The 14,630-nt window shown below is 45.1% G+C and carries 12 protein-coding genes; 3 read left to right on the top strand and 9 right to left on the bottom strand.

Annotated features, from left to right (window positions below; all coding sequences use genetic code 11):
- Window positions 1-49 precede the first annotated feature (49 nt).
- Complete coding sequence (radA, locus tag ACE1OE_RS07235) at window positions 50-1,429, bottom strand: DNA repair protein RadA (RefSeq protein WP_372059275.1); 1,380 nt, start codon at window positions 1,427-1,429, stop codon at window positions 50-52.
- Window positions 1,430-1,690: 261 nt separating this feature from the next.
- Here radA and ACE1OE_RS07230 point away from each other — a divergent pair, with 261 nt between their 5' ends.
- On the top strand, window positions 1,691-4,036 hold the full coding sequence (locus tag ACE1OE_RS07230; RefSeq protein ID WP_449210688.1) for a PilZ domain-containing protein: 2,346 nt from the start codon (window positions 1,691-1,693) through the stop codon (window positions 4,034-4,036).
- 130 nt (window positions 4,037-4,166) lie between these two features.
- Here the strand turns inward: ACE1OE_RS07230 and serB are convergent, their stop codons facing one another.
- Window positions 4,167-5,135, bottom strand: coding sequence for a phosphoserine phosphatase (gene serB, locus ACE1OE_RS07225; RefSeq protein WP_102468411.1), 969 nt, complete (start codon window positions 5,133-5,135; stop codon window positions 4,167-4,169).
- Window positions 5,136-5,241: 106 nt separating this feature from the next.
- On the opposite strand from serB, the gene ACE1OE_RS07220 reads away from it, so the two are divergent.
- Complete coding sequence (locus tag ACE1OE_RS07220) at window positions 5,242-5,844, top strand: YtjB family periplasmic protein (RefSeq protein ID WP_102468410.1); 603 nt, start codon at window positions 5,242-5,244, stop codon at window positions 5,842-5,844.
- Window positions 5,845-5,950: 106 nt separating this feature from the next.
- Here the strand turns inward: ACE1OE_RS07220 and deoD are convergent, their stop codons facing one another.
- The 7 genes from deoD to ACE1OE_RS07185 all read right to left on the bottom strand — a co-directional run bounded on the left by deoD (window position 5,951) and on the right by ACE1OE_RS07185 (window position 13,092).
- Window positions 5,951-6,670 (bottom strand): purine-nucleoside phosphorylase, encoded by a 720-nt coding sequence (deoD, locus tag ACE1OE_RS07215; protein WP_102468409.1) that lies wholly within the window; start codon window positions 6,668-6,670, stop codon window positions 5,951-5,953.
- A 180-nt stretch (window positions 6,671-6,850) separates the two neighbouring features.
- Window positions 6,851-8,071, bottom strand: a complete 1,221-nt coding sequence (locus ACE1OE_RS07210) for a phosphopentomutase (protein ID WP_449210580.1) — start codon at window positions 8,069-8,071, stop codon at window positions 6,851-6,853.
- 15 nt (window positions 8,072-8,086) lie between these two features.
- Window positions 8,087-9,421 carry a thymidine phosphorylase gene (gene deoA / locus ACE1OE_RS07205; RefSeq protein WP_449210579.1) on the bottom strand — a complete coding sequence of 445 codons (1,335 nt, stop codon included), beginning with the start codon at window positions 9,419-9,421 and terminating at the stop codon, window positions 8,087-8,089.
- A gap of 86 nt (window positions 9,422-9,507) precedes the next feature.
- Window positions 9,508-10,284 carry a deoxyribose-phosphate aldolase gene (gene deoC, locus ACE1OE_RS07200; RefSeq protein ID WP_102468406.1) on the bottom strand — a complete coding sequence of 259 codons (777 nt, stop codon included), beginning with the start codon at window positions 10,282-10,284 and terminating at the stop codon, window positions 9,508-9,510.
- A gap of 425 nt (window positions 10,285-10,709) precedes the next feature.
- Window positions 10,710-11,975 (bottom strand): NupC/NupG family nucleoside CNT transporter, encoded by a 1,266-nt coding sequence (locus ACE1OE_RS07195; RefSeq protein ID WP_102468405.1) that lies wholly within the window; start codon window positions 11,973-11,975, stop codon window positions 10,710-10,712.
- Window positions 11,976-12,179: 204 nt separating this feature from the next.
- The gene (locus ACE1OE_RS07190; RefSeq protein WP_449210578.1) at window positions 12,180-12,980 is read right to left on the bottom strand and encodes a TatD family hydrolase; all 801 of its coding nucleotides are present in this window, start codon (window positions 12,978-12,980) and stop codon (window positions 12,180-12,182) included.
- The gene (locus ACE1OE_RS07185; RefSeq protein ID WP_449210577.1) at window positions 12,970-13,092 is read right to left on the bottom strand and encodes a DUF5363 family protein; all 123 of its coding nucleotides are present in this window, start codon (window positions 13,090-13,092) and stop codon (window positions 12,970-12,972) included. The genes ACE1OE_RS07190 and ACE1OE_RS07185 overlap by 11 nt, the downstream gene beginning before the upstream one ends.
- Before the next feature lie 307 nt (window positions 13,093-13,399).
- On the opposite strand from ACE1OE_RS07185, the gene ACE1OE_RS07180 reads away from it, so the two are divergent.
- Complete coding sequence (locus tag ACE1OE_RS07180; RefSeq protein WP_241903234.1) at window positions 13,400-14,395, top strand: BMP family lipoprotein; 996 nt, start codon at window positions 13,400-13,402, stop codon at window positions 14,393-14,395.
- The last annotated feature ends 235 nt before the right edge of the window (window positions 14,396-14,630 follow it).

Below are 14,630 nucleotides of genomic sequence, written 5' to 3'. Positions count from 1 at the left end.
ACTAAAAATTGCAAAAACGCTGTTATTTTAAACTCACGGGTTTGATTCATTACAGTTCATCAAAGGCAGATATCGCTTCTGACAACTTCTTAACCCCATGAATTTGCATACCTTCAATGCCACCTTTAGGCATATTCGCGGCGGGAACTATGGCTCTTTTAAAGCCGTGTTTAAAGGCTTCCATCAATCGTTCTTGTCCACTTGGGACAGGGCGAATCTCACCTGCAAGGCCTACCTCACCAAATACCACGACATCTTTTGGAAGCGGGCGGTCTTTAAAGCTCGACAACAGAGCCATTACCAAGGCTAGATCGGCACTCGTTTCCGTAACCTTGACACCACCAACGACATTCACAAAGACATCTTGATCCGCCATTTGCAGGCCGCCATGCTTGTGCAAGACCGCCAGTAGAAGTGACAATCGATTTTGATCGAGACCAACAGAAACACGCCTTGGGTTAGCCAATTGACTGTAATCCACTAGAGCCTGAATTTCGACGAGAAGCGGGCGCGTGCCTTCCCACACCACCATCACTGAACTGCCTGATGTTTCCTCTTCCCCTCGTGAAAGAAAAATAGCGGAAGGGTTACTGACTTCTTTCAAGCCTTGTTCCGTCATAGCAAAAACACCCAGTTCATTAACTGCGCCAAAACGGTTTTTGTGGCTGCGCAGCGTTCGGAAGCGACTGTCTGTTCCACCATCAAGCAATACTGAACAATCAATAATGTGCTCTAGGACTTTGGGGCCGGCCAATATGCCATCTTTGGTCACGTGTCCAACCATAAAAATGGCTACGTTATTTTGTTTGGCATAGCGAGTCAGCGTGGTCGCCGATTCACGCACTTGCGCAACGCTCCCTGGTGACGATTGGACGTCTGAAACATGCATCACCTGAATGGAATCAATGACCATTAATTTAGGTTGCTCTTTTTCAGCAACTTGGCAAATGCGATCCACATTAGTTTCAGATAACATCTTAAGATGTTCTTTAGGGAGACCTAAACGGGATGCTCGCATAGCGACCTGTTGCAACGACTCTTCTCCGGTGACATAGAGCGTCGGCATCTGCGAAGACAAACGACACATGGCTTGTAACAATAATGTCGATTTACCCGCCCCCGGATTACCACCAATAAGAATGGCCGCCCCCGGCACAACACCACCACCAAGCACACGATCAAGCTCTTTAAAGCCACTAGAAAAGCGAGGGACTTCTTGAAGGTCTATCTCGGACAAGGTTTGAACACCCGAATCGGTCACGCCCCCAGCATAACCTGCCAATCGTTCATTGCGAGCAACTTGCGGTGATGCGGCTAACCTGACTTCAGAAATTGTATTCCACGCGCCACACGCATTACACTGCCCTTGCCAACGAGGAAAGTCCGCTCCGCAATCATTACACACGTAAGCTCTTTTCACTTTTGCCATATTTATTACTACCTCATTGACAGAAATTACGTAAAGAAATGCAACGGCTTGCATTTCATTGTTCATCAAAGCGACAAACGCTCACCTTGTACCACAAAATTATTGCCAAGACGCGACAACACACTAAGAATACTGCGTCAAAATGTCGTAGTATCGATGGTATATATCGCTAAGGATTGCGGTAAACTTGCCGATAAACATTATTGTGCTGTTATATCGATGATGGCACTGCCATCAAATAGGGACACTTTAACAAAACTCATGCAGCAATCTGAAATACTTTCTCTCGCAGAACGCCTAATACCCGCTTATCGCGCCGAAGATTTTGAATTTGTGTTGAAACAAATCACAGATGGCGAAACACCGTCGGCCAAGCTTCTCGTTAAAATGGAGCTGAATCGGTTGATGGCGCCATGCCACAAACGAATTGATCTTAGAGGGCGAGTCTCCTCCCCCTGCTACGAGTATCAATTTGATGGCATGACTCATTGGCTCGATGATAGAGCGTTCAATATGTACCACAAACTGACTAAAAAGTTTGGTGGATACACAGAAGGTGCATGGGAAGCGATCGTTAACAAACAGACGATAAGCTCAATTGGTAGCGAACAAAAACTCAAACATGAGGGGGAGCTCACCGACCCCAAAAGCCCCTATGCCGCTGAAGCCATCAATCTAGGCTACGACCTTAAACGGAAAGAAAATCGACTGAGGCTCGAGTCTCAAGTCTTAATTGAGCTTGAAAATGGTGAACAAGTCCACGGATTAAGCGTTGACCTTTCGAGCTCCGGCGCGAAATTCAAGGTGCCGGGTACCTTTGATTACGATCTAGGGCAAATTATCAAGGTACGTTTTGAAGAGCTTGCTCAAGGGAGTAATGTTAAAGACATTGACTTGCCTATCGAATACCGAGTACTTGGCGTTGATGGTATTCATGGTGTTTCACCAGTTAAATATCTGCGCACCTTACGGCTCACTCACACAAATGCGGTTGAGCTCGTCGTAGAAAAAACATTGAACACTGAATCAAAAAAAATCCGTCATGATAATCAAGACCGGATCACACGCGCACGGACTCGAGGCTATGAACACACCTATCTAAAACATGCCTGTAACCTACCTGTCTTTTTTAGCGGCAATGAACTCAAACTCTCATTACTCACGGAAAACAACAAAGATATTTGGAACTATTGGCATGATGAGCGCCACCAACAAGCGCTAGGGTCATTATTTTCACCTGAGCGAATGGAGCTTTTGATCAAAACAGGGATAAAAGGATGCAGTAACGTTCTCTACACGTTCACCCATGAGCACAATGGCATGAAGCTCTTCTATTCAATGATGATGCCAGAAGCCAGCCGAGAAGAGCGCCAGCTTTTCTGGCATATCGGCGCCAGAAAAGAGAGTTGGAAAGCCTTTCGATTGTCTGTATTTGAACTGGCAGAACAAGACGTCACATCCATTTCCAAACACTATAGTCAGCTGCTAAATAAGTCTGAAAATCTGACTCATTTTGGGATCTTGCAAGAAATAAGCGATCATACTTCTGCAAGCGATTACTTATTTACTGAAAAACCACGAATTTCCGCCAACGGATTAAATCGTTTCCGACATCCTCGTAAAATTGCAGGTCAACCCCGTGGGCTTTACTTTGATGCGGAATCAAGACGAAAAGAGCCTCGTTATTCGTTTAAAACACCGGTTAGTATTGCTCATTCAGAAGATAGCTTACTCGAAGGCGTCACGCTTGATCTCTCCAAGCGTGGTGCAAGCATCGAGCTACTGAAACCAGCGACTTTAAACGCAGGTATGACGGTTTACGTCAACTATAAAGAGCTGCAGTTGTATAACAAAGCCCTTCCTTTGAACCAAGTTCCTTACACTGTCGTGCGCATGTCTGAGGATAAGAAAACGGCGTACCTCGCGATTACTGAATCTGGGAAAACAATTAAAATCATTGCGTTCTTTAGCGGCATGATTGAAAACAACCGAGATAAATTACAATTAAAAGAAGAAGTCCTACCGAGCTCTGAACTCCTAGAATCTTTGCACAATGTTTTACTCGGTAAAATGGTCAGTACGCCCATCTATATTGATAAACGTGGCACCTCAATAAAAAGCCGTGTGGTGGGTGTTAACTTTCCACTCCCAGGGTATCTACAGTTTTTCGAACGTATTGGGCACGATCAAAAGTTAGCTCTCGAGCCTATCTTTAAAAATCGTAGTAATAGCCTCATTGCAGACCCCATGAAACGTCGGCCAGGGTCCAAGATTGTCTACCATGAACTGTATATTGGTGTATTGAAGTTAGGCGATCGAATCCAGTCAATACACACTCGGCTTCGTGAGGATTTTGATTCCACTCAAAAACGCATCAAATTCATCAAAGACGCTTTAATGATGGGAGAATTGTATATTTTGAGAGTCTCTTCAGGCCCAGTTTTTGATGCACTGACAACACTCATGAAAAAAGACATTAACGAGCTCCTCACGCTCAGCCTAAGTCATGCAAGAAATTTAGAAAATGAGATGACTGCAATTTGTGGTTACTCTGAAGTCACCGATATCACCGAAGAGGTATTGATTCGATTAGAGCTTAACCGCTAAATAAGCAGCACGTTAGGGTAATGAATACTCGTCATGACAATTAAAGCGCCGTGTGCGCCTTCATTGTCATGAATAATACCCATTTTTGAGTGGCCGAATTGACCGAACCACTCTGTCTATGGCGAGCCTATTACCAACTGACTCGTTTTTGCTTCGCGAGTAGACCCGATAGGATACAGACAACCCCACCTAAACCTGCAAAGCGAATCGCAACCTGCGCTGCCTCTTCAACCTTTGGTTTGGCGTGATAAGCAATACCTAACCCGGCCGCATGCATCATTACTAGGTCGTTGGCACCATCGCCCACGGCTATCGTATTGTGAGGCTCGATATCATACTCTTCCGCAAGCGATTGCAAGATGTCAGCTTTCATTTCTGCATCGACAATATCACCAATTACTTCACCGGTAAGTTTACCGTCAATAATCTCCAGCGTATTCGATTGTGCATAATCAAGTGACAATTCTTGTTTTAAAAAATCAGAAAAATACGTAAAGCCACCCGAAGCAATCGCCGTTTTCCAGCCGCGAAGCTGGAAAGTTTTAATCATTTCGCGCAGTTCTGGCATCATTGGAAGGTCTGCACGAACGGCACTTAAAATCGATTCATCAGCCCCTTTCAGTGCGCCTACGCGTTGTCGCAAACTTTGTTCAAAATCCAGCTCACCTTGCATCGCTCGCTCGGTGACAGCTGCGACCTGTACCCCCACACCTGCGAGTGTTGCTATCTCATCAATGCACTCAATTTGGATTGCAGTTGAGTCCATATCCAACACAATCACACCCGGTTTATTAAGATCCGGCACATCACACAATGTTGCAAAATCCACCTGCAGTTCAGACAATATCGCTTCATGTCTTGGGGTTAATCGACCAGCCATCAAAGCAACTTCATATTCTCCAACCTGCCATGCATCTAGCAGACGACTTGGGCTCCCCACATAAGAATCCATGTCATTAAACATGTCTACCGAGAGGTAAGGGGCATATACAATCCAAGAAGATTTGCTCTTTTCAAGTTGATGAGAAAGTAACGTCTCAGGAAAGCGCGTCTTTAAGGGAATGCGCTTAGAAATCGTTAAAGGCTTTACAGCGTCCATGTCTTATCCTTTATAAGAAAGTTACTAAGACGGTAACCTATTGCAATTTACTTGTGCAAGTCTCAATATGAACCAATCAGTAATTTCTTAGTACTTTTGTTAGATTATGGATGGTTCACTGTTTTCGTTTCGCAACTTTTTACGTATTGTCGCCTTAGGCTTAATTGGTGCGATGGTGTTTTTTATTGCCACAAATAGCTTTGTTATCAGCAAGGGCAATGAAAAGATTCAACACAATCAGCTCGAGGTATTGAGTAAGATCCTTATATCTCAAGCATCATTATCAGCAAGACAAATGCTCATCGATCAAGACCAAGAGCGATTAGGCGCATTGACGAACCAATTAGCCACAGAGCGATTAGTGCTCGATGCCACCGTATATAACGCCGAAGGCGTTAAGGTTGCCGCCAGTACTGATGCCATGTCGGCCAGAGAGGTATTAGGCCTAGATACGCCGCTCTCGACGGCCAGCATTGGCCGCCAGCAACTCATTGAACCCATCATCAACGACAACAGCATTATTGGCTTTGTGCGTATTACGTTTGAGACCGGTAAAGTGACCGCGATTTCCGATCATCACTATCGAAAAAGTGATCGCTACATGTACATGATGATCGTCATGAGTTTCATCTCCGGAATTTTGTTGCTTGTCATTCTTCGTCGCCCATCGAAAACGAAAGGTGAAAACCTGTTACTTAAGCAGCCGTAAGAATAAGCGCCATAAAAAAAGCCTCGCAAATGCGAGGCTTGTTGTTTCATATACCGTCCTGATAAAACTGAAGCACCTTTTTCAAAAACTAAAGCGCTCTACAGATTTACTCTTCGTCGCCCAGCAGTACTGAATCCAACGCAATTTCCATCATCTCGTTAAACGTAGTCGCACGCTCATCAGAGGTCGTTTGTTCACCCGTCTTAATGTGATCCGATACCGTACAAATCGCGAGTGCTTTCGCGCCATATTCAGCGGCAACACCGTAGATCCCAGCGGCTTCCATTTCGACACCGACGATACCGTATTTGTCCATCACATCGAACATTTCAGGGTCCGGCGTGTAAAAAAGTTCAGCGGAGAAAAGATTCCCCACTTTAACATCAATACCACGTGCTTTTGCTGCCAACTCTGCATTTCTAACCATGCCATAGTCTGCAATCGCCGCAAAATCATGACCTTTAAAGCGAATTCGATTCACTTTGGAATCGGTACACGCTCCCATACCAATGACAACATCACGAACTTTAATGCTCTCATTTACCGCGCCACAACTACCAACACGAATGATCTTCTTCACACCAAAATCTTTGATTAATTCCGTCACATAAATAGAACACGATGGGATACCCATACCATGACCCATCACAGAAATTCGACGCCCTTTGTACGTTCCGGTGTAACCATACATACAACGAACGTCACAAACCTGAACCACGTCATCAAGAAAGGTATCAGCAATATACTTGGCGCGAATCGGGTCACCAGGCATCAATACAACATCTGCAAAATCGCCCATTTCAGCATTAATATGAGGAGTAGCCATTCGTTCATCCTTATCTATAAGTGGGAAAGTAAGTTCGATTAAAAACCTCTCATTGGCTCTTAATCAACAACAAGCGCAGACGACCATCTGGGCTTGTTTGCTCGATCTATAACGGGTGCGATGTCTCCACGTACTGTGACAATACAGCGCACCTATCGTTTGTTAACAAGTAAATCCGTATTAAAGAAAGCTTTTACCATAGTCCATATCAGACGTACCAAAGTACGTTGCTAAGCTTTGTCCAATATCTGCAAACGTATCACGCAAGCCCAATGAGCCTGCCGGTACCTTTTTCCCGTAAACGATAACAGGGATATGTTCACGTGTATGATCCGATCCCGGCCACGTAGGGTCACAGCCGTGATCGGCGGTTAATATCATGACATCATCATCTTCCATCAAAGCGATCACTTCATTGATTCGGCTATCAAAGTACTCTAATGCCGCCGCATAACCGGCCACATCGCGTCGGTGGCCATACGCCGAATCAAAATCAACAAAGTTAGTGAAAACAATCGTGTTATCACCCGCCACTTTAATGGCTTCTTTTGTTGCGTCGAACAGCGCAGGGATCCCTGTGGCTTTGGTTTTTTGCGTGATACCACAACCAGCGTAGATATCAGAGATCTTGCCAATCGAATGCACTTGCCCTTGCTTTTCTTCCACAAGCTTTTGCAATATCGTCGCCGCCGGTGGCTCTACCGACAAGTCTCGTCGATTACCCGTACGCTCAAATTGACCTTTGCCCGTTCCAACAAAAGGTCGCGCGATGACACGCCCAATATTGTAGTCCGCTAACTCTTCTCTGGCGATCTGGCAAAGCTCAAGCAAGCGATCTAGACCGAATGTCTCTTCATGACACGCTATTTGGAAAACAGAATCAGCAGAGGTATAGAAAATCGGCAAACCGGTTTTCATGTGCTCTTCACCGAGATCATCCAATACTTGTGTGCCTGAAGCATGGCAATTACCCAAGAAACCAGAAAGGCCTGCACGCTCAAGAATACGATCAGTCAATACTTTAGGGAATGCATTGTCTTTATCTGAAAAATAACCCCAGTCAAACAATACCGGTACACCAGCAATTTCCCAATGTCCAGAGGGCGTATCTTTGCCTGACGATAGCTCCGCCGCATGCCCATAGGCACCGATGATTTCAACCTCATCACTTAAACCAGCAGCAAGACGACCGGTTGATTCTTTATGCGCCATGGCGAAGCCAAGCTTAGATAGGTTTGGAATCGTTAATGGGCCTTGACGGTACTCATTGTCTGCTAGTCCTGAAGCACAATGCTCAGCGATATGACCCATAGTATCAGAGCCTACATCACCAAATTTTTCCGCGTCACCTGCGGCGCCAATACCAAATGAATCTAATACTAAAATAAATGCTCGTTTCATAATCTCTCTCCCACCCTATGCTAAGTCTTCCGCACGAATATGGCGGTACACACATGGGGTTGCTGAATAAGGTTTATCGCTCACTGTTATTGCCGCTTTCAGTGCGTTTGCCGCTTCTTGCCATTGCGCTTCACTGCGTGCATGGATAACCGCTAGTGGTTTGTCTGCGCCAGCTTGCTCACCAAGTCTAATAAATTGATCAAAACCGACCGCGTAGTCGATGGTATCCGTTGCCACACGACGACCTCCACCCATTCCCACAACCGCCATACCAATAGCACGAGTATCCATAGCCGATACCGTCCCTTCATTATCGGCATAAACCGGTTTGATCAGTTCTGCTTTGTCTAAGTAATTATCGTAGTTTTCTACGAAATCTGCAGGGCCACCTAGTCCAGCGACCATCATGCCAAAACATTGAGCCGCTTTGCCGTTGCTCAAGACCTCGTTTAACATCGCGTCAGCGTGTTGGTTATCATCAGCCAGCTTAGCCAACACCAACATTTCGCTACAAAGCGCCATCGTCACTTCATACAATCGTGGGTTACGGTATTCCCCAGTTAAGAACTGGACCGCCTCGCGCACTTCGACTGCATTGCCCGCAGACGATGCCAATACTTGATTCATATCGGTAAGAATAGCGGTCGTTTTCGTACCCGCACCATTGGCCACTGCTACAATTGAGTTTGCTAATTCTTCTGAAGCCTCATAGGTGGGCATGAACGCCCCAGAGCCGACTTTGACATCCATGACCAAAGACTCAAGACCAGCGGCCAATTTCTTAGATAAAATCGAAGCCGTAATCAAAGAGATATTATCGACCGTTGCGGTGATATCACGAGTGGCGTACACACGCTTATCAGCCGGCGCTAAATCACCCGTTTGACCAATAATCGCAACACCCGCTTCTTTGGTCACGTCACCAAACACCTCGTTTGTCGGCGTGATGTCGTAGCCAGGAATGGATTCCAGTTTATCGAGTGTGCCACCGGTATGTCCCAAACCACGGCCCGAGATCATCGGAACGAAGCCGCCGCAGGCTGCAATCATTGGACCCAACATTAATGAAGTCACATCACCGACACCGCCAGTAGAGTGCTTATCCACAATTGGGCCACCAAAATTCATATGGCCCCAATCGATAACCATGCCAGAGTCACGCATTGCACACGTCAGTGCAATACGTTCTGGCATAGTCATTTCATTAAAAAAGATGGTCATGGCAAATGCAGCAATTTGACCTTCAGAGACCGTGTCGTTGGCGACACCTTGGATAAAAAAGTTAATTTCTTCTGCGCTAAGCACTTGGCCATCGCGTTTTTTACGAATAATTTCTTGCGGTAAATACATTAGTGCCTCCCCAGTCTAAGCTTGGGTTATAGGGTATAGAGGGAATGGTGGTGACAAGAGAGTCGTCACCACCTAAAAGCGTTAGATTAGTATGCAGATGGATCTGCAGTTTCGTCCGTTACTTCTAATGTATTCAGAAGGTTGGTTAGTAGGCTTGATGCACCAAAGCGGTAGTGCATGTTATCAGCCCAATCTGCGCCTAGAATATCGTCAGCCATCGCTAGGTAGGCCGCTGCATCTTCAGCAGTGCGTACGCCACCAGCAGGTTTAAAACCGACTGTTTTCGCCACACCCATATCACGAATGACTTCAAGCATCATACGAGCATATTCTGGTGTTGCGTTAACAGGCACTTTACCGGTAGAGGTTTTGATAAAATCGGCACCAGCGTTAATGCAGATTTCAGAGGCTTTCTTGATCAATGCTTCTTCTTTTAGCTCACCCGTTTCAATGATGACTTTAAGAAGGATATCGCCACATGCTGCTTTACACTGCTTAACAAGCTCAAAGCCAACGTCTTCATTGCCAGCCATCAGAGCGCGGTATGGGAAGACGACGTCGACTTCATCCGCACCGTATGCAACCGCTGCTTTCGTTTCAGCAACCGCAATATCAATGTCATCATTACCATGTGGGAAGTTAGTCACAGTAGCAATACGAACATCCGGCGTACCTTGTTCACGAAGCGTTTTCTTCGCAATCGGTACGAAACGTGGATAAATACAAACTGCGGCAGTATTACCTACTGACGTTTTTGCGTCATGACACAACGAGATCACTTTTGCATCGGTGTCATCGTCGTTAAGTGTCGTTAGGTCCATCAGTTTAAGTGCACGTAAAGCTGCTGCTTTTAAATCGCTCATTTCTATCTCCGGTCAATATATTCAATTAATTATCTGACATCTTGTCAGCAATAAATGAACGGACTTGGTTCCTTGAAGACTCGGCGCTTTGCGCCAATCGCTTTCCTTGTCGCCGCACAGTACCCGATTGCAATCCATCCACTACTTTCGTTTAGAGGAACGGGTTCTGGGCTAAGTGAGTCACGGTCAAAGACCTTTCATCACTGAGTAGCCTTTACATTATAGAACTCTTCCACAAAACGGTAGCAGTGAATAATACGCAAACGGTTTGTATCTCAAAAAAGTCCATTCTCATTTTTTTTCATCGCATGCGTGGATGAATATTCTGCGTTTCCTTGCTCCTAAAACCAAAAAAGCCCCGCAGCAATTTCTTGCTACGGGGCGATGTGTTATGGCGTCTATATACTAATAACCTTAACTAGCAATTACATTGCTGCAAGGCTAAGACAGAAGCCTGCAATCGTTGCTGCCATCAGGTTTGATAGCGTACCAGCGATTACGGCTTTAACACCCATGCGTGCGATATCACCGCGACGCTTAGGCGCCAAGCTGCCTAGACCACCAAGTAGGATTGCGATAGAAGACAAGTTCGCAAAACCACAAAGTGCAAATGAGATGATTGCTTTTGTCTTATCAGACAATACAACTGGTGCAGCATCTGTTAGGTATGGGGCGAAGTTTGCAAAGGCAACGAATTCGTTCGCAACGGTTTTCATACCGATGAACTCACCGGCCACAATCGCTTCTTCCCATGGCACACCGATAAGGAATGCAAGAGGAGCGAATACCCAACCAAGTAGCAATTCAAGGCGAAGTTCAGGCATACCGAACCAACCACCGATGCCACCAAGCATACCGTTCACAAGTGCGATAAGACCAATGAAAGCAATAAGCATTGCGCCAACGTTAAGCGCTAGCTGAAGGCCCGCTGATGCGCCGCCTGCTGCTGCATCGATAACGTTAGCAGGTTTGTCATCGCCTTCTGCTTCCATACCATGAAGCTGATCAATTGGCTCGTCAGTTTCTGGTTTCATGATTTTAGCAAATAGTAGACCACCCGGTGCCGCCATAAATGACGCTGCAACCAAGTACTCGATTGGCACACCCATTGAAGCGTACCCGGCAAGAACACCACCAGCGATAGAAGCAAGGCCACCACACATGACTGCGAACAACTCAGATTGAGTCATTTTTGGCACGAAAGGACGAACAACAAGAGGAGCTTCTGTTTGACCAACAAAGATGTTAGCCGCTGCTGACATAGATTCCGCACGAGATGTGCCCAGTGCTTTTTGTAAGCCACCACCAAGAATCTTGATAACCCATTGCATTACACCTAGGTAATACAATACAGAAACCAATGCAGAGAAGAAAATAAGTGTTGGTAGTACGCGGAATGCGAAGATAAAACCACCGCCACCAAACACTTCAAACATTTTGTCTGAAACTAGACCACCAAATAGGAACGATGAACCATCATTACCGTAGTTGATGACGTTAGAAATAGCGTCAGAGAATCCGCGTAGCACTTCTTGTCCCCAAGGAACGTAAAGTACGAATGCACCGAGTAAAAATTGAATAGCGAATGCGCCACCCACTGTTCTGATATTAATAGCTTTGCGGTTATCTGATAATAATACTGCGATTCCGATCAGTACTACCATTCCAACCAGGCTCATAAACAGGCTCATAGTTTATGACTTCCTTATATAATTATTTGGCGTGTAATAAAAAGTTGAAGCTCAAAAGCGGGGGCGATTATACAAACCCTCAGAAAAGAAAGTAGTACCCCCCTCACACTTTCGTCCTCAACACATAAGGCGTACATTCAAAAATGAGAGTCGCGTCACAAATGAACTCTGTAACAAAACCTAAATTAACAAATAACAGCAACTTTACTCACAAATTGAAAACAGTGATTTGCTATTAATTAGGACTTGTGACGTAACCGTTTGCGCACTTTCACTTCTAAGCATGATCAGAGCCAATAGGGTCAGCTTCATCATTTTAGGTTTATTGATACGCCCTTGATAACCACTTAATGGCATATCTGGTGCGTCAGTTTCGATTAATAAACACTCTATTGGCAATTTAGAAATCGTCTCTCTGGTTTTTTTTGCGCGCTCATAAGAAATCACACCACCGACGCCAATAGAGATGCCTAAATTGACGTAATCCATCGCTTGCTGATAACTGCCACTAAAGCCGTGTATTACCCCACCATGTTTAGGCGGACACTGTCGAAGCAATGCCACCATATCTTGATGTGCTTTTCTACAATGCAAAATCACCGGCAACTGATGGGCGTTAGCAATGAAGATATGCTCTTTCAATAATTGCTTTTGTTGCGATTTTAATGCCTCAACGCTTTCCATACCCGCAATAGTATAAAAATCTAAGCCACACTCCCCTATCGCCACACACTTATTAGAGCCTTCGAGCGCTGCGGTCACTTGTGCGTCTAATTTTGCAATTGAATGTTCGGCCAGCGTATCAAGGAACGCGGGGTGGTAGCCTAGCGCATAATAAACATCATCATATTGTTGCGCGAGGTGGGTGACCGTCGACCAATTATTTTCATCGATACCCGGTACAATCATCGCTTTAACACCGGCTAACCTTGCTTCACTGATCACCGCTGGAAGATCGGTATGTTTGGCAACAAGATCTAGGTGGCAATGGGTGTCAATCATCATTAACGGGATCTTTTTTGTAGGGGACACAGCTGCGTTTATTTTCTGGCGTTAGACCCATCGACTGACACCAGTTATCGTACTTTTTTAACCAATTTCGCCACATTTTTTGCATGCAGTTTCTCTCTTCAAAACAATGTAATCGATTGCAACTTAAATCACTCAATAGCTTGTTATATAAAGGATAGCCAATAGTTAGAGTTTTATCATTAAGTTGTGATTTACCACTCAACGCTGTGATAGAAGCGGTTTTTTTTCCATCACGCAAACGATAAAATGTTTCTTATTGTTTGTAAATTCAGCAAAGCATGACGCGGTTGAGTTTACAAGCGAACAATTTCTAGGCACTTATAGCAGGACAGGCCTAGCCTATCGATTCGTCAATGGTATCCCCATCATCTGACACCACAAGGGAACTGAACGTGAAAAAAACTATTCTAAAACTCTCCGCACTAGCAGTGGCGGTCTCATCTTTCAGCGCATTCGCAGCCAAGCCAGCGGTGGTTTACGATACAGCAGGAAAATTCGACAAGTCGTTTAATGAAGCTGTTTTTCAAAATGGTGTAAAACCTTTCAATGCCGATAAAGGCGTTAAGGTTCGTGAATTTGAGCCTCAAAATGAAGCGCAACGTGAACAAGGCCTTCGTCGTCTTGCTAGCCGTGGTTTTACTCCTATTGTTGCCGTTGGTTTCAATATGGCATCGGCGGTTGAAAAGGTCGCGACTGAATTTCCAGACATTCAATTCACTATCATTGATATGGTCGTTGATAAACCAAACGTTCAGTCTATCGTATTCAAAGAACACGAAGGCTCTTTCCTCGTAGGTGCGCTGGCAGCTAAAGCATCAAAGACCGCTAAAGTTGGCTTTGTTGGTGGTATGGACATTCCACTGATTCGTAAGTTTGAGTGTGGTTATCGTCAAGGCGCACAATACGCGAATCCTAACATTGAAACGTTCCAAAATATGACAGGCTCAACCCCTGCTGCGTTTGCTGATCCAGCGAAAGGCTCAGAGCTTGCTAAATCTCAGTTCTCTAAAGGTGTAGATGTTATCTATGCGGCAGCTGGCGGCACAGGTATGGGCGTCTATCAAGCTGCCAAAGATGGCGGTAAGTTCGCGATTGGTGTTGACTCAAACCAAAACCATCTTCAGCCAGGCACCATGTTAACGTCCATGGTTAAGAAGGTCGGTGTAGCGGCGTACAACTCTTGGGAACAAGCAGAGCAAGGTTCATGGGAAGCCGGTGTTAAGGTCCTAGGCCTTAAAGAAGGCGCTGTGGAGTGGGCTTATGATGACTACAACAAAGACCTCATCACACCAGAGATGAAAACCTACCTTGATGAGCTTCAAGCAGAAATCATCGCTGGTAACATCCAAGTGCATGACTACATGTCCGACAACACGTGTAACTATTAATCTGATAGCTATTAATCTGATAATTATCAGAACTCAGTAGCCCTAGGCACTGAGTAATAATAACAATTCAGGTTTAACCAATATCAGAATGAGCCGCTAGACCAAGTGTCTCGCCAATGATTGATACGCCGCTGCCTAAAAACAGCGGCGTATCAATCCATCACTCACCCAATAAACCATCATCTTAAAAAAGACACGACCTATTAAAAATAAATTAATAATCTTTAGGTATTTC

Source organism: Vibrio sp. E150_011 (assembly GCF_053544015.1).
This window is presented reverse-complemented; position numbering and strand designations above follow the sequence as displayed.